General features: G+C 34.5%; 10 protein-coding genes. 8 read left to right on the forward strand and 2 right to left on the reverse strand.

Features of this window, described 5'->3' with window-relative positions; genetic code table 11:
• Positions 1–155: 155 nt before the first annotated feature.
• Both GQR98_RS19045 and GQR98_RS17380 read right to left on the reverse strand, forming a co-directional pair.
• The gene (locus GQR98_RS19045; RefSeq protein ID WP_199270224.1) at positions 156–389 is read right to left on the reverse strand and encodes a hypothetical protein; all 234 of its coding nucleotides are present in this window, start codon (positions 387–389) and stop codon (positions 156–158) included.
• Complete coding sequence (locus GQR98_RS17380; protein ID WP_199270225.1) at positions 389–1,555, reverse strand: sulfatase; 1,167 nt, start codon at positions 1,553–1,555, stop codon at positions 389–391. The genes GQR98_RS19045 and GQR98_RS17380 overlap by 1 nt, the downstream gene beginning before the upstream one ends.
• A 240-nt stretch (positions 1,556–1,795) precedes the next feature.
• Here GQR98_RS17380 and GQR98_RS17385 point away from each other — a divergent pair, with 240 nt between their 5' ends.
• From GQR98_RS17385 to GQR98_RS17420, 8 genes are all read left to right on the forward strand, one after another.
• Positions 1,796–3,553, forward strand: coding sequence for an alpha-L-rhamnosidase (locus GQR98_RS17385; protein WP_159020674.1), 1,758 nt, complete (start codon positions 1,796–1,798; stop codon positions 3,551–3,553).
• A 4-nt stretch (positions 3,554–3,557) separates the two neighbouring features.
• Complete coding sequence (locus GQR98_RS17390) at positions 3,558–5,078, forward strand: sulfatase (RefSeq protein ID WP_159020675.1); 1,521 nt, start codon at positions 3,558–3,560, stop codon at positions 5,076–5,078.
• 14 nt (positions 5,079–5,092) lie between these two features.
• Entirely contained in the window at positions 5,093–6,427 is a 1,335-nt protein-coding gene (locus GQR98_RS17395) for a family 43 glycosylhydrolase (RefSeq protein WP_159020676.1), read from the forward strand.
• Positions 6,428–6,496: 69 nt separating this feature from the next.
• Positions 6,497–7,897, forward strand: coding sequence for a sulfatase (locus GQR98_RS17400; protein ID WP_233268036.1), 1,401 nt, complete (start codon positions 6,497–6,499; stop codon positions 7,895–7,897).
• A 77-nt stretch (positions 7,898–7,974) separates the two neighbouring features.
• A complete protein-coding gene (locus tag GQR98_RS17405; RefSeq protein ID WP_159020678.1) occupies positions 7,975–9,000 on the forward strand; it encodes a hypothetical protein in 1,026 nt (341 codons plus the stop codon).
• Positions 9,001–9,019: 19 nt separating this feature from the next.
• The gene (locus GQR98_RS17410) at positions 9,020–11,590 is read left to right on the forward strand and encodes a beta-glucosidase (protein WP_159020679.1); all 2,571 of its coding nucleotides are present in this window, start codon (positions 9,020–9,022) and stop codon (positions 11,588–11,590) included.
• A gap of 56 nt (positions 11,591–11,646) precedes the next feature.
• Complete coding sequence (locus tag GQR98_RS17415; protein WP_159020680.1) at positions 11,647–13,152, forward strand: sulfatase; 1,506 nt, start codon at positions 11,647–11,649, stop codon at positions 13,150–13,152.
• A 111-nt stretch (positions 13,153–13,263) separates the two neighbouring features.
• Entirely contained in the window at positions 13,264–17,196 is a 3,933-nt protein-coding gene (locus GQR98_RS17420) for a G8 domain-containing protein (RefSeq protein ID WP_159020681.1), read from the forward strand.
• Positions 17,197–17,498: the final 302 nt, after the last annotated feature.

Here is a 17,498-nt window from a genome sequence, read left to right on the forward strand (position 1 = left end):
ACGCAAGAAAAGACCAACACTTATACACTTATCTTTTATACTATAAAACCTATTTACTTTTACAAAACGTTAACGTATGTTTTGTCGTGTCTTTATTTTTTCTGGATTTTCAACTTCATCATTAGTTTCCTTTCGCCACGTTTTTAATGCGTTTTTTAACTCCATTTTTTTGTATTATAACTAGCATCGTTAGCCAAATTAACAAGCTGATAGGGATCTGTTTTCATGTTATAAAGTTCCTCTTCTGGCCGTCCAGATTCTAGTAACCTTAAAATCTCATACTGCTTTGGATGGCTAAACTTAGCCTGTATAGTAGCCTCATAACTTCTATTATTCCAACCTTTAACATCACTTAAATCGGCAGGAAGTAAATAATCTTTATTTGGCATTAAGTTTTTAATAAATAAAATTCACCATCAAAAACCATACGACTTGGGTAGTGCTCCTTTGGGGTTGGTCCATGAGAATTATGCTCGCCAAAAATATATTTTCTGTTCTGTATTTTTTTTGCTCTACCAGATAAAATAGGAATTAAAGATTTACCTTGAACAGTCTTGGGTACAGGAATATTTAAAAAGTCTAATATAGTAGGCATAATATCTACATGAGAAACTAACGCCTCAGAGATTTTATTCTTTCTAATATTTGGACCAACAACAGCGAAAGGCACATGTAATCCTTCGGCATAAGCTGAGGCTTTCGCTCTATGATAAGGTTGACCTTGATCGGAAGTAAAAATAATTAGGGTGTTTTCTAATTTCCCTTTAAATTTTAAAGCCTCTATAATACTTCCCGCACAAGCATCGGCTAACTGTATACATCCAAAATATTTACTCAAATCCTCGCGCATTAACGGCGTATCTGATAAATATTCTGGAACAGTAATGATACTTGGGTCTACCATATATTCAGGAAACTCATTCATATGAGTGTCAAAATTTCTATGTGGCGGCGAAATATTTGCTTGAAAAAAAAACAGCTGACTTCCTGCATTATCTATAAATTCTGAAATCACCCTTTTATACTCCTCCGGATTATTATGAAGAGGATTCCTATCTGAATATGGAAATTTCCAAGGCGGACTCATATGAAATTTTTGAGTTATAGCTGTGAAAAACCCATATTCCTTCAAAACTTCTGGTAAAGTTTTAATGTATTCATGAACACCTACTGCATCAACCGTTGGAGATTCTTTTCCAAAGAAACTATCTGGATCACTTAATTTTGGTGTAATGGTATTTCTCCAATGCCCATTTGCATGCGGAAACATACCGGTATTAATAGAACTTCTACTTGGCGAACAAGATGGTACGCTAGCATAAGAATTAGTGAAACGCATACCTTTTCTTGTAAACTTATCAAAATTAGGTGTTTTAATACCTTTTGTTCCATCTATGGCTGTATCATCACCTTGATCATCTAATAAAATAAATACAACGTTTAATGGCTGTGTATCCTCAATTCGTTCTTTTACATCATTTTGACTTTTACAACTTTGAAACAGCATAGAAGCACTAATGATTAGAAGAGTAAATCGAATTCTAGCAAAAAACATAAAATCACATATTAAATTAGTCCTCAAAAATATTAAATATAATCACCTAATGTACCCTGCTATATCTGCTATACTCCTTTTTTACATCAATGATTTAAAACCATAAAACAAGTAACCGCCTTTCATTTAATATATAAAGGCAACAGGTTTCAACAGGATACTATTTATTGTATTCTGAGGTATTTTTACAAGCCAGTGTAACACCTAAAAATTATTAATCTTTTTTAATAAAGTCAAAAAATGAAAAAAACACACGCTATATTATTGGTTTTCCTTTTAAGCCAAACCTTATTTTTCGGGCAACTCCCTCCTATTTTCAACGAAAGTGATGAAGCTAGAGCGAGTCATTCAAAAATGGTTAAAACCTATTTAACCCCGCAAAAAATCATTTGGCAATCGGATGATACAGATACGTATATCCAAAACGAAGAAACCTTATTAAAAAAAGGAAACGGCCAAGTAGCTGTGAATGATAAAAATCAATTCAGATTAATAAGCACCGACACTCACAAACCCGGTATTATTTTAGACTACGGGAAAGAAATTCATGGTGGTGTAAAAATATCAATGGGCATTAGACCGAGTAAAACACCACTTAAATTAAGATTGCGTTTTGGTGAATCGGTCTCAGAAACCATCTCGGATGTTGGCGGTGAAAATACAGCAACAAACGAACACTCTTTAAGAGATTTCATTATTGAAGTCCCATGGTTAGGCTCTGTGGAAGTTGGAGAAACTGGGTTTCGTTTTCTTAGAATTGATTTAGTTGACGCTAATGAAAATGCACCATTAAAAGAAATTGCAGCAGCATTTACATATAGAGACATTCCCTATTTAGGCTCCTTTGAAAGTAGCGATAAACGTTTAAATGATATTTGGCTAACAGGTGCTTATACTGTGCATTTAAACATGCAAAGTTATTTATGGGACGGTATAAAAAGAGATCGTTTAGTTTGGGTTGGCGATATGCATCCCGAAGTGATGACGATTAATACTGTTTTTGGAAAAAATAGTATTGTCCCTAAAAGTTTAGATTTGGCTAGAGACCAACACCCGTTACCACAATGGATGAACACGATTAGTTCGTATTCAATGTGGTGGTTATTAATTCATAAAAACTGGTACGATTATCATGGTGATTTACCATACTTAAAAGAACAAGAAACCTATATGATTGCTTTGCTAGATCAGTTAAGCACTTTTATAGATAACGACAATAAAGAGGTTTTAAACGGAATGCGTTTTTTAGATTGGCCAACAAGTACAGACCCTAAAGCTATTCATGCAGGCTTACAAGCTATGATGATTATGACTTTTGAAGCTGGTTCGGACATTATGGGAGAATTTAACAGACCCGATCTTCAGAAAAAATATCTAAAAACATCTAAAAATTTAAAGAAACATACTCCAGAAGGCAACACAACAAAACAAGCAGCCTCCTTAATGGTATTGGCAGATATAGCAAAAGCAAAAACGACAAATACTGAAATATTAAAAAAAGATGGTGTTGAAAATATGTCAACGTTTTATGGCTATTATATTTTAGAAGCTATGGCCAAAGCCGATGATTACAACGGGGCTATAAATGTTATTAAAGACTATTGGGGTGGCATGTTAGATTTAGGTGCTACAACGTTTTGGGAAGATTTTAATATTACAGAAGGTAAAATTAGCGGAAGAATTGACGAAGTTCCCACTGAAAACAAAAGTGATATTCATAAAGATTTTGGAGCCTTTTGTTATGTAGGATTAAGGCATAGTTTATGCCATGGTTGGGCAAGCGGACCAACATCTTGGTTAACACAGCATGTATTAGGCGTAAATGTTTTAGATGGCGGAAATACTATAAAACTAGAACCACACCTTGGCGAGTTAGAATTTGTTAACGGTACGTTTCCAACAAAATTTGGAGTATTAAAAGTCGGTCATAAAAAAGAATCTAACGGTAAAACAACAACATCTATAGAGGCTCCAAAAGGGTTAAAAGTAATTCAATAAATTCATGATAAAAACATTAAAAACCTTTGGTTTAGCAACGCTTCTTACAAGCGTGCTTGCATGTGGTTCTCACACAAAAAAAGAGATAAAAACAGTAAAACAACCTAATATTATTTTCTTCTTAGTTGATGATATGGGTTGGATGGATACCAGTATAAACGGAAGTGAATACTACGAAACCCCTAACATTGAGCGGTTAGCAAAAATGGGAATGAAATTTACCCATGCCTATGCAGCTAACCCGCTATGCTCGCCAACCAGATCTAGTATTTTAACAGGTCAAGACCCTGCAAGAGTTCGTATTACTATGCCTGGAGGCCATTTACCTCCAAACCCAAATCAAGATTTAAGTGCAAAAAAAGGAGCGCCTTGGCAAAAAATGGCAACACCAGATTCAAGAACCTTTCTTACTACAAATCAATTTACTATTGCCGAAGCCTTAAAAGAAAATGGATACACAACGGCTCATATTGGTAAATGGCATTTAGGTCAAAAAGGCTATTGGCCAGAAGATCATGGATTTGACATTAATATTGGCGGCCAACAACATCCAGGACCTCCAAGTTATTTTTCGCCTTATAAAATACCGAATTTACCAAACGGAGAAAAGCACGAATACATAACAGATAGAGTTACAAAAGAAGCAGTAAATTTTCTTGACAATCAGACAAAAGACAAACCCTTTTTCTTAAACGTATGGCAATATGGTGTCCACGCCCCTTATCAAGCACCAAAAGAATTAATTGCCAAATATGCGGCTAAAAAAGATCCTCGTGGCAAACAAAACAGCCCAATTATGGGAGGTATGATGGAGAAAGTAGATGAGAGTTTAGGTGCCATCTTGGATAAATTAGAAGCTCTTGATATTATGGAAGATACGGTTATCGTTTTCTATTCTGATAACGGTGGAAACATGTACGACGTGGTTAATGGAGATTTTCCAACCAACAACTACCCTTTAAGTTTTGGTAAAGGAAATATCTATGAAGGCGGTATTAGAGTGCCTTGTATTGTATCTTGGAAAGGTAAAATTAAACCACATTCTACTTCAGATGAAATCATTCAAAGTACCGACTTTTATCCAACCCTATTAGATATCACAAATACAAAGCAAAACCCAGAGCAAAAACTAGATGGTATATCGTTAAGTGACTTACTAACTAAACAAAAACCACTAAACAGAAAAGCGGTATTTTCTCACTTTCCACATTATGTTCCCGCCACAGGCAACTATCCTACAACAGCAGTATGGCACGAAGATTATAAATTACTAAAAGTGTATGGTGAAGGACCTAACAGAACTCCCGAATATAAATTATTCAACTTAAAAGAAGATATTTCTGAAAGCATTAACATTGCGGCAAATGAAGAAAAACTAGTTCAGAGCATGACAAAAATGCTCGAGAATTATCTTAACGATATTGATGCTCTAGTTCCTGTAAAAAATCCTAATTATAAAAAAGGAAGTAAATCAAAATTTGGAATACCCCCAATATTTCCTATTAAAAACTATCCAAGCTACTAAAAAATAAAAAACTTATGAAAACTGTTTTTCAAATATTATTACTCTCTTTTATTGTTCTTATAAATTGTGAAAAAGCATATTCTCAGAATCCAATTATAAGAGGCTATGCAGATCCCGCCATGAAAGTTCATGATGGAAAAATGTATATGGCTATTGGCAAAGACGATGCTATTGGAAACAAAGGATTTAAAATGACCTATTGGACTATTATTTCATCTACCGATTTACGAGATTGGAAAGTTGAAGCACATATAGATCCAAAAGACACTTATTTAGGTGAAGCTAGCACAAGATGTTGGGCCGCAGATCTTGCTTTTAAAAATGATAAAGTGTATTTCTACTTTTCTAACGCTGGCGAAGAAACAGGTTTATTGGTTGCAGATACTCCACAAGGACCTTACGTAGATATTTACAACAAAGCCTTTTTACCAAAAGGAATGTCTGAAAATTACGAATATGACCCAACCACTTTTACAGATGACGATGGGAGACACTATCTGATATACGGTAGAAATGGGTTCTTTCAAAACAACATGCTGTATTACCAACTTATTGAATTAAACGATGATATGGTCTCACTAAAAGGAGAACCAATTTCGTTAAAAACCGATACCGAATTTGGTTTTGGAGAAAAAGGGAGAGCTAGAGATCATCAATATTTTCATAAATATGGAGACACGTATTATTTAAGCTGTGCAGGAATTTATAGAACGTCCAAAAACATAGAAGGACCTTACGTTAATGAAAGAAGTACTGGACAACCCAAAGGACACGCTAGTTTTGCAAATTACAATGGGCAAAGTTACCATGCTTGGGAATTTACATGCGCTCCTTATGACAATAGAGCATATAGGCAAGTTATGATGACTTATTTACATTATAAAGATAATGGTGATATGATTAGCGACCCCAATTTTATAGAAACAGGTAAATATTATGAAACTGGTGTTGGAAGCTATAGTGCATTATGGGATACTATCGAGGCTGAATGGTTTTTTAAAAAGTCTGAAGGCATTCAGAAAAAAGAAGGACAAGATGGTTTTGTTTTGACAAATATTCAAAATAACGACTATGTAAACTTTCCAAGTATCATAAAAATGGATGCTAATACTTCTATTAATTTTGAGGTGGCTTCAAAAGTTGATAATGCAACCATAGAAATTCGATTAGATAGTCCAACAGGAGAATTATTAGGCACCTGTAACATACCAAATACAGGCAGTTGGGACAGTTACAAAACCGTATCTACTACATTAAAAAACAAAAAGAAAACTCATAATCTATATTTCGTATTTAAAGGTAATAAAGGCGAGGTTGTTCACCTTAACGCTTTTAACTTCAGTAAATAAACGCATCTAAAAATGAAAAAACACATTCTATTAATACTAATTGCATCCCTTTTTTTTAGCTGCAAAACGATGCAATCACAAAGTAAAAACCCAACTAAACCAAATGTCATCATTGTATTTATAGATGATGAAGGTTATGGCGATGTTGGTGTCTATGGAGCTACTGGTTTTCAAACGCCACATATTGATAAAATGGCAAGCGAAGGCATGCGCTTTACTAATTTTTACGCAGCGCAACCCGTATGCAGTGCATCTAGAGCTGGAATCATGACTGGATGCTACCCAAATAGAGTTGGCATTAACGGCGCCTTATTTCCATTTCACAACACGGGATTGAACTCAGATGAGTACACTATTGCTGAAATGTTTAAAGATCAAGGTTATGCAACAGCTTGTGTTGGTAAATGGCATTTAGGATGGCAGAAAGAATTTTTGCCATTACAACATGGTTTCGATGAATTTATTGGATTGCCTTACTCAAATGATATATGGCCCTATAGTAGCCAGACAGGAGAAAGACTTCCTAAAGACAAAGGACGTGGTAAGCTTCCAGACTTGCCTTTAATTGAAGGCAATAAAACAGTTAGTTATATTACCAGTTTTGAAGATCAAGATAACTTGACCACGATGTACACTGAAAAATCTGTAGAATTTATAAATAAAAATGCAGATAAGCCTTTCTTTTTATACCTACCACATAGCATGGGACATATTCCTTTAGGAGTCTCTGACAAGTTTAAAGGAAAAAGTGAACAAGGTATGTATGGCGATGTCATGATGGAAATTGATTGGTCTGTTGGGGAGATTACAAAAGCCTTAAAAAAGAATAATATTGAGGATAACACCATTGTTATTTTCACTTCAGACAATGGTCCATGGCTTAGTTTTGGAAACCATGCAGGTTCATCTGGTGGTTTAAAAGAAGGTAAACTAAGTAGTTGGGAAGGCGGACAGCGTGTACCATTCATCATCCGATATCCAAATAAAATCTCAGCAGGAACGGTTTGTAATAAATTAGGTTGTGCTATTGACTTACTTCCTACTCTAGCGGCAATGTCAAAAGGAAAATTATCTAAAAATAAAATTGATGGTGTTGATATTAGTTCCCTTTTTATAGGTGATTTCACATCTGATCCACGAGAAACCATTTTATACTACTACGGAAAAAACAACCTAAACGGTGTTAGAAAAGGAAACTGGAAACTCATATTACCTCATACCTACAAAAGCTATCAAAATGAAATAGGAAACGATAGAAAAAATGGTAAAAGGAAAAAAATAGTCATTACAGAACCTCATCTATTCGACATGACTCGTGATCCTGGGGAACAATACAACGTGATTGCAACCTATCCAGAAAAAGTAAAAGAACTAATGGAAGTAGTTGAAGAAGCTAGGAAAGAATTAGGAGACTTAAATGTAGGAATTGCTAAAGGAACTGGGAACAGAAAACCTGGTATTGTAAAGTAACCCACTCTACAAAGCTCTACTCCTAACAAAATCCTATATCCTATTAAAAATAGGATATAATTTTGAACTTAAGAAACATGAACATCTACAAAAAAAACTATCTAATACTTATTATTTTATTGACAACAAGTAATACTTATTCTCAATACCAAGTCTGGATGGGAACTACCTGTACTCCACAGAATGCATTGTACAAAAATAAAACTTGGAAAAATACAGCAAAACTAGTTGAAGGTTTAAATATTAACAAAACTCCTGTAAAACCTTTAAAGGGAACACCTAGCGAAGGAGAAAAATCTTTATCCTTACAAGAATTTAATAGTGTTATCACCCTATTCAAAAAAGGATCTAAAAATGGATTTGTAGAAATAGCTAGAACATTTTTTGAAAACGATGCCTATCCAAATAGACCAGATTTGATAACGCTTCTAGAAAAGAAATTTAAACGTATTGATGCTGGAGGATATGATGTAAAAGGAATTATGTTTTTTGATAATTATATCGGAAGTAACGCTAAATCATCAAAAGGAGTAGTCTACGCTTGGACAGAGGCAGAAGTTCAAAAAATGAGAGATTGGCTAGATGAAAATCGTCCAGGAACAAGGCTTTATTGGAACGCAAGAAACAATTCCATAACCAATCGTAACTGGTGTGAAAACCCTTTAGTTGATGATATTGTAATGGAGGCAAAACCTGAATTGTGGTATAAAAATGCAGGATCAAGACAAACCTTATTAAAATGGCTTTGGACAAACCCAACGACTGTAAATAAACGTATTATTTTACAAACTCCAGTAAATACAATGACAGCTCCTTATGGAAATCCAAATGGGTTGCAGCAATTTAGAGAATTTGTAAGATGGCTTGGAGTAGATTTGATGGATTTTGAATTCATGAGAAGTAAAAGACTTATTATTATGCCAGTAACCTATAACAATGCTTTCACGTTCTACCCAGAAACAATCAACAATGGGAAAACTTATGCGAATACAATGACAGGAATTGCATTATCACTTATCGAGCAAAGAAAACTATTTCAAGGAATAGATACTAAACCAACAAAAGAAGACGCCTACAATATAAGTAGAGCAACATCAAAATAACATATTTTAAAAAAACAGTATGAAGATAGTTTCAATTATTACTTTATTTATTCTTATAACTTGTGTATCAAATGCACAAAATATAAAAGATGATATTGCAAAAAAACCTGTATATAATAGTGTACCAAAGTATAACGAATTTTTCACTGTGGAAATGGAAACTGCAGTTGATGAAGTTCTTAAAAAAATGACATTAGAGGAAAAGCTCACTATGCTACAAGGTGATATTGACGGTCAAGCACCTCCCAGTAGAGGTTCTGCTGCTGTAAAAAGATTGAATGTAGAACCTTTGATTTTTTATAATGGCCCTAGAGGACTACAAACTTCATATAAAAGTACACTTTTCCCTACCGGTATTGCGCAAGCTGCAAGTTTTAGACCTGAATTGGTTAAAAAGATTGGAGCAGCTATTTCTTCAGAATTATTAGAAGCAGGCTGGGATGTTTTAGAAGCTCCTTCTATCAATATTATTAGAGATCCATTAAACGGAAGAAATTTTGAATATTATACCGAAGATCCATATTTAAATGCAAAAGTAACAAGTGCATTTATATTAGGAGGACAAGGTGCAGGAGCATTAAATTCGGCTAAGCATTTTATCGGAAACAATAAAGAACAAAATAGAGGACAAGTAAATGCCGTGATAGACGAAAGAGCTATGCATGAAATTTACTTACCAGCCTTTAAAGCAGCTTGTGAAGTTGGAGTATTGAGTATTATGACTGGTGCTAATAGAGTAAATGGTCCTCATGCTTCTGACAATCCGGATATAATCAACATATTAAAAGACGAATGGAATTGGCAAGGATTTTTATATACCGATTGGAATGGAGTTCAGACATCAAAGGAAGCCTATGAAGCAGGTCTAGACTTATCTATGCCAGGAAAAGTCAAATCTCCATTTAGAGTAGATAAATTAAAACCAATTGCAAATGACGGTAAAGAAAACTTATTGGCACTTGATGATAAAGTAAAGAGATTATTAAGAGGTAATTATTTTGCAGGAAAATTACCTGGTGTTCCTGCTAAACCAAAGGTTATAGTTGATTATGACAAACATCACCAATTAGCTTTTGATGCTGCATTGGCTAGTATGGTATTGGTTAAAAACAACAATAAATTATTACCAATATCTAGTAAAGTAAACAAAATCGCAGTACTAGGACCTATGGCAAATAAACAATTCTCTAAAGAATCTGGGGGAAGTTCTGGCGTTAGAGGGGTAATGTATGAAATAACTGCATTGCAAGGTCTTAAAAAACGATTTGGAAATAAGGTAACCAATGTACCTTTTTCTATCAATGAACTATACAAAACCATTGCTGCTCCTAACGTATATCATATCGATAAAACGGGCAAAAAAAGAGAAGGATTCTTAGCCACTTATACAGGTAAACACCCTAATACTGATAAAAAAAATATCGTACACCATAGCACGCCCGATATTAATTTTAACTGGGAAATGGCTTCACCAGATCGTGATCAATTAAGCTCTGATAAATTTATTGCAGAGTGGACTGGTACACTTGTTCCGCCTGCATCTGGAGATTATACTATAAGAATAAAAGGAAGTCAGAAAGTAACACTTGAGTTAGATGGTAAATTGGTTTCTAACAAACAGTTTATTCAAAGATTTAGAGAAACTACCATGGCTTTAAAAGGCGGTAAAAAGTACAAAATTAAACTTACGTTCCGTAAAGCCCGTGGCGATGGAAATATCCAATTATCATGGATTACCCCAAATTCTGAAAAGCAATTAAATGACAAGCTGGAGAAATCTGTAGAAACAGCTCGTAATGCAGAATTTGTTGTACTAGCCATAGGATTGGATCATAATACAGAGTCTGAAGGTATGGATAGATTGTCTATGAGACTACAAGAATACCAAGACAAATTAGTAGAACGTGTCTTAGCTGTAAATCCTAATACTGCCATCATAGTATACGGAGGAACACCTATGTCTATGCCTTGGTTTGATAAAGCTCCTGCCCTAGTACTACCTTGGTATGCAGGTATTGAAAATGGTAATGCATTGGCTTCCTTATTAGCTGGAGACAATGATTTTGGAGGAAGAATGCCTGTAACATTTCCAAAAAAATATGAAGATTCACCAGCCGCACCCTTTAGACAAAACTCAGCTAAAAAGGATACTATAGAACATAATGAAGGAGTCTTTGTTGGATACCGTTGGTATGAAAGCCAAAAAATTGAACCATTAATTTCTTTTGGGGAAGGCTTGAGTTATTCGACTTATAGTTACGGAAAACCAAAAATTAAAAAAGAAGGAAAAAGTGTAACTGTAAGTATGACAATAAAAAATACAGGAATGGTAAAGGGTATAGATGTAGTTCAATTATACATACATGATCAACAATCTACTTTCCCAAGACCTCTAAAAGAATTAAAAGGATTCCAAAGTATTCTATTAGCACCGGGGGAAACCAAAAGTATTTCTTTTAATCTTGATGAAAGTGCTTTCTCTTACTACAATCCCGATACACATAAATGGTGGTTAGAGTCGGGTAAATTCGATATATTAATTGGTCAATCTTCCAATAAGATTTTGAATAAAATATCAATTACACTTTAATCAAAAAAAAGAATAATTGGAATACACTTTTTAATATCCTTTTTAAATTAATTAATATGAAGATATCAAAACTTATACCTCTAGTTCTTACACTCTGTCTTTTTGTATCATGTAAAGATAAATCAGAAGAAAAACAAGCTTCAGAAATAACATCAAAGCGACCAAACATCATCTTCTTAATGGATGACCAGCATCGTTATGACGCTTTAGGAATCATCAATAAACAAGTCCTTACACCTACTCTAGATAGTTTAGCAACAGCGGGTGTTTTATTCAATCAAGCCGTTTGTCAAGCACCTATGTGCGTACCAAGTCGCAACTCTATGATGTTGGGTTTATACCCAAACCAAACAGGTGTTTATAGAAATAGTGATGGCTTAAAAGATGAAGACGTTCCTGTAAAAACTATGGCTGAATATTTTAGGGATGCAGGCTATGAAACTGCTGGTTTCGGAAAAACACATTGGGGAAAATTCAAAACGAATACGAGAGGCTTTGAAACGCGATATGTATCTGAAATAAAAGAAGATGGTGCGATTAGCATGCTAGAAATGAATCCTGAATCTAAAAAAAGATATGATGCTGAAATTAAGGATATGGGTGCTGGTGAAGAAAATAATTTAGGATATCTAGGCTTTACAAGTAAACTTGATGAAACAGATCACAGAGACGGCTGGATTACCAAACAAACCATAAACTACATAGAGAATAGAAATGACGAAAGACCTTTGTTTTTATATCTGTCTTATATGAAACCACATGCGGGCCATAACGTTCCAAATGGATACGAAGATTTATATGATTTAGATAGTATCACATATCCAAAACAACCTAATTGGAGCCAAGATAAGTCTCCACATTCTGAAGGTGTAAACCGAAGAAAAATGTATGAGGACTATTGGAAAAATGCTTCAGAGGAGGAGTGGAAATTAATGACGATGCGCTATTACGCCAATGTAACTTGGATAGATGATATGATGGGACGAACTTTAAAAGCACTAAAAAAGAAAGGGTTGCTAGAGAACACTTTAATTGTTTACACTTCAGACCACGGAGAAATGTTAGGCTCGCGTTATTACAAATTCAACAAATATAATTTATATGATGCCAGTGTTCGAGTACCTATGATTATTTCTGGTACAGCTCTACCAAAAGAGATAAAACCAAACTCAGTTGATGATTTATCTGCTGAAAATACAGACCTCTTGCCTACCTTGTTAAAATTTTCCGGAATAGACCAAGACAAACCATTGTTAGGAGAAAACCTCTTCAGTAAAAATAGAAATGAAGCTACTTTTTCAGCCTTACACGAGCGTACTGGAGAAGCTGCTTTTATGTGGAGAACAAAAAACCATAAACTTATTTTAGTATTCAAAAGAAAAGAAAATGCCTTAGATTATTCTGAAAAAGATATTATTACTGGCGAGTTTTATGATTTGCAAAAAGACCCAAAAGAATGGACAAATTTATTTAATAATTCTGAAATTTCTTCACTTCAAAATGAATATAAAACTCAATTATTAGCACATTTACACAAGCTAAAAAACAAACATGCTATATAATTTTCCACTAAATATGCTACAGAAGTAACAGGATGCATTTTTCCCGTTTTACAACGAACTTTACTAAATATTATACATTTTTTATAATACCATTTAAAAAAAATCATGTTTATGAAAAGAATTCTACTTTGCTTGACGCTTTTATGCGTTACATTCATCACGGTTTCCTATACTCCAATCAATGAGAAAAAAGGATTAGTTGGTTCAAAATATAATTGCTTACCTAATACTTTATTATCCGTATCTGCTGTTTCTAATGGCGATTGGAATGATACTGCGACTTGGAGTAATGGTCAAGTTCCTACAGTTATAGATGATGTCATTATTCCAAATGGCATTAGGGTTACTTTATCCGGCACAATGGAAGCAAGAAGTATAAGTGTTCTTGGTGTTTTAAGCCCTTTTAGCTTGACTACAGATTTCGAGCTAATCACCGAAGGTATTATGGTTTTAAACGGTGGACTACTACAGATAGGTAGCACTGCCAACCCTTATTCAGCAAATGGTATCGTGACGCTTTCTGGTTCAGATCCCGATGGTGTACTACTCAATAATAACTTTATGGGCACAAAATTAATTGGGGTTATGTCTGGTGGACGGTTAGAGCTTCATGGTATAGAAAAAAAGACCTGGACTCAACTCAATGCAACTGCATCGGCCGGCGCAACGAGCATTACTTTAAAAGAAATTGTTAATTGGGAAATTGGTGATGAAATAGTCATTGCATCTACAGATTTTGATCCTCATCAAGCAGAAAAAAGAACCATAACCTCCGTAAACGCCGCTACCATAGGCTTAGACTCTCCACTAACTTACATGCACTGGGGTGTGGAACAAATTTACAACAATGGCACTAAAGATCTTACTTTAGATGAAAGAGCAGAAGTTGGTTTATTAACTCACAATTTAAAAATACGAGGTGATGCTTCTAGCGAAACCAATGGCTTTGGCGGACATATCATGAACATGCCTGGATCGGTATCCAAAGCATCTAACATCGAACTATTTAGAATGGGACAAAAATCTCAACTAGGTAAATACCCTTGGCATTGGCATTTATTAGGCGATACTAATGGACTTTATATTAAAAACGCAGGTATCCATCACTCCTTCAATAGAGTTATAACTGTCCATGGTACTAATAACACCGTTGTTGAAGGCAATGTAGGCTTTGATTTTATTGGTCATGGTTTTTTTCTTGAAGATGGTGATGAAACAGGAAATAGTTTCATTAATAATTTAGGCGTTTTATGCAAAAGACCTATTACAGGAGAAGAAGTAACACCTAATGATATTGGAATTGGAGCAGACAGAGGCGTACCCGAAGAAGCATTTCCTTCAACATTTTGGATTACAAACCCCAACAATGATTTTATAGGCAATGTTGCTGCAGGGTCTGATGGTTCGGGTTTTTGGCATCTCGTTTTAGAAGAACCTATAAATGAATCTGGATCAAGCTATGAACCAGGGATTCAACCTATGGGCGTTTTTGATGATAACAAAGCTCATTCAAACTTATTTAATTGGGGAATAGATAGTGGTGTAGATAAAGTAACAGAAGAATTAACCAATGGACATTACAGACCACAAAATGCCAATGGAACTCAATTTGTCCCCATCATCAATCGTTTTACCGGATACAAATCGGTAGATAGAAATGTTTGGATTAGAGCTAATAAAATGGATTTTCATGAATGTACATTTGCTGATAACGGCCGTTCTGATTTTTTCTCTTATACTCAAACATTATTTAATTCATTAGTAGTAGGTAAATCTTTTAATATAGGGATTCCTACCTCTGCAAGCGAAATAGAAGCAGGTAGGACATTACCCTACCCTAGCTTAGGCGCAAAACATTTTAACAATGGCTTTAGAGGTCACAGCATATACGATGGACCATCTGGAATTGTTGATACACATTTTGCAGGTTTTGATTCTAACGGTGCTAATGCATTTTGTTTTCAAACCAATGGTGCCTCAAGAAAATCAACTAATCACTTTGCTAGAGGAATAACTTTCGACCCCGCTATACCCGAAGCGAATAAATTTGACTTTACAAATACATCCTTTGTAAGCTATATGTATTTAAGCGGTATTATAGATGAGGACGGCAGTTTAACAGGAACAGCAGGCAGCCGTATATCTCCAATTATTTCACCAAACCCTAATGGCAAAAATCTTTATGAAAAGGGTGCTAACGCTCAACAAACAAATATTATTGAAAAGCCAGAATGGGGTGCTTGGATTACCTCTGTAACAGAATATAACTATTTAAGAGATCTTGATAATTTAGATAAATCCAATGGTCCTTTTACACCACGCTATTTTATTACAGAATATCCAGATAAAACAACACATGCCGTTTTTAATGTACAAACTCAAAACATATATTTTGATGCACCGGTTATATCTAATGATTTAGACTATAAATATTATTTCCAATATCATAAGTTTCCAAATTATATGATAGCAAGAATAGATGGCGCTAAGACAAATTCAGAAGCTACAATTCTGGTGTATCCAAATATGCCATCGTCCGCAGCTGTAGTTGGAGCTACTGAAGTAGCTAATTTTACACAATTAAAAAATAGCGCAACTCAAGCTTATCTCTTTAAGGATAATACAATCTATGCGAAAATTATAACCAATCGAATTGCACCTCAATCTGCACAATGGCAATTTGGTCAAGACTTTAGATTTCAAAACCTAGTTTTAAGAATTTGTGTAGATGGTAATTGTAACGATAGAACAAGTATTCAAGATTTTGTTACCCTTATTGATTACGGCAAGGGAGATGATAGTAGAGATACATCCACCACTACCGATGGTTTAACTGCACCTACGTTTTCTTACGGAAGCAACAATGTATCATTTTCAGTAGAAAATAATGGCAATGGTATAGAAGGTTATACAGATTACACTATTAGTTTAGAAGGCAGACAAGTCTGGGAATATTTCAATACTTTAAATATTAATTATACAGGACCTGATGTAGAAGTTTTAATGGAGGATACTGAACGAGGAACATTAAGCTTAGGAACTTACGCTTCTTCTGACATTGAAAACATTCGTATAGGTCAAGACTCTGAATTTGATAAATTCACAAAAGTTAAAAAATTAATACTACGTTTTCATGAATCTAATATGGGAAACATACACAGTGTATCCTCCTCTAATGTACAAATTAATTCCATACAACTTGGAGCCGACATACCAATAAATTATAGTGTTTCATCGACCGCTATAATTCAAGATTCTGATGGAGACGGTCTGTTAGATGCTGAAGAAATAAGCCTATGTCGCGACCCGAATACGGCTTCAGATTTTGCATTAGAATTTAACGGTGATAATAGTATTTTTGATGGATTTACTAAAAGAAATATTAATGGAACTGTAGTGGAAGATTCGGGCGTTTTAAAGGGTACATCGTCAGCCACGAGTGGTGATGCTCAAATTTTAAAAAATGACTTTTTAGAAATGTCAGGCTCGGATATTAGTACACTAAGTATAAGAATGAAAGCCAATAAAGCCAATACTAGAGTGCAAATATTTTGGAAAAATGAAACAGGAAATTTTGCGGCAGTTAGAACGGTATTTGCAAACTACACGGGTAATGGCAATTACCAAACGCTTTCCTTCGATTTAAGTTCTAATAGCGAATGGCAGGGTAAAATAATTAAAGGGCTTAGAATAGATCCTGTTTCAGATACTAATGTCACTTTTGAAATTGATTGGATTCGTGCAAATAATGCTGTTGATCCAGAAAACATATGTAAACCTTTATCTATAGAGAATAGCTCTTTAGAAGATAACCTCGCGTTATATCCTAATCCTAGTGTTTCTGGCCAGCTAATAAAGATAAAAGGTATAGAAGAACATCATGATGCAATAAACATAACCGTTTACAGCATTACGGGGCGCATAATCCCATCAGAAATAACGGGGAACACCATACGCCTTATAAATGCAAACTCAGGAATGTATTTCGTAAGAATAAATACGGATTCTAATAAAGCTATTGTTAAAAAGCTATTGGTGAAATAATAACTAACTATAGGCCTCCCTAATTCTAAAAAAATTAAGGAGGCCTATATTTTATTAATGGAAATTATTCTTACAACAAGATTGACTACTTGTATTAATCACGTTAAAAACAAGCAATACATCAAACTTATTTCACCTCCCCTCTTTTTAAATCCCCAAATGAGAAGACTTTTATTAAGTGGAGTTACTATATTAGACTGGAGATAAAGATGCGAGATTTAGAGTTACATAAATTAACTTTGAATTATGAAAAAGCACCACTGAAACTTCAGTTGCAACAATAGGAGATGACTATTATGTTA

The sequence above is a fragment of the Algibacter sp. L3A6 genome (assembly GCF_009796825.1).
In the GTDB taxonomy this organism is placed as follows: Bacteria; Bacteroidota; Bacteroidia; order Flavobacteriales; family Flavobacteriaceae; genus Algibacter.

Coding starts and splice junctions, on each gene's coding strand:
- GQR98_RS19045 (WP_199270224.1), bottom strand. CDS start 389: ATGCCAAATAAAGATTATTTACTTCCTGCCGATTTAAGTGATGTTAAA.
- GQR98_RS17380 (WP_199270225.1), bottom strand. CDS start 1,555: ATGTTTTTTGCTAGAATTCGATTTACTCTTCTAATCATTAGTGCTTCT.
- GQR98_RS17385 (WP_159020674.1), top strand. CDS start 1,796: ATGAAAAAAACACACGCTATATTATTGGTTTTCCTTTTAAGCCAAACC.
- GQR98_RS17390 (WP_159020675.1), top strand. CDS start 3,558: ATGATAAAAACATTAAAAACCTTTGGTTTAGCAACGCTTCTTACAAGC.
- GQR98_RS17395 (WP_159020676.1), top strand. CDS start 5,093: ATGAAAACTGTTTTTCAAATATTATTACTCTCTTTTATTGTTCTTATA.
- GQR98_RS17400 (WP_233268036.1), top strand. CDS start 6,497: ATGCAATCACAAAGTAAAAACCCAACTAAACCAAATGTCATCATTGTA.
- GQR98_RS17405 (WP_159020678.1), top strand. CDS start 7,975: ATGAACATCTACAAAAAAAACTATCTAATACTTATTATTTTATTGACA.
- GQR98_RS17410 (WP_159020679.1), top strand. CDS start 9,020: ATGAAGATAGTTTCAATTATTACTTTATTTATTCTTATAACTTGTGTA.
- GQR98_RS17415 (WP_159020680.1), top strand. CDS start 11,647: ATGAAGATATCAAAACTTATACCTCTAGTTCTTACACTCTGTCTTTTT.
- GQR98_RS17420 (WP_159020681.1), top strand. CDS start 13,264: ATGAAAAGAATTCTACTTTGCTTGACGCTTTTATGCGTTACATTCATC.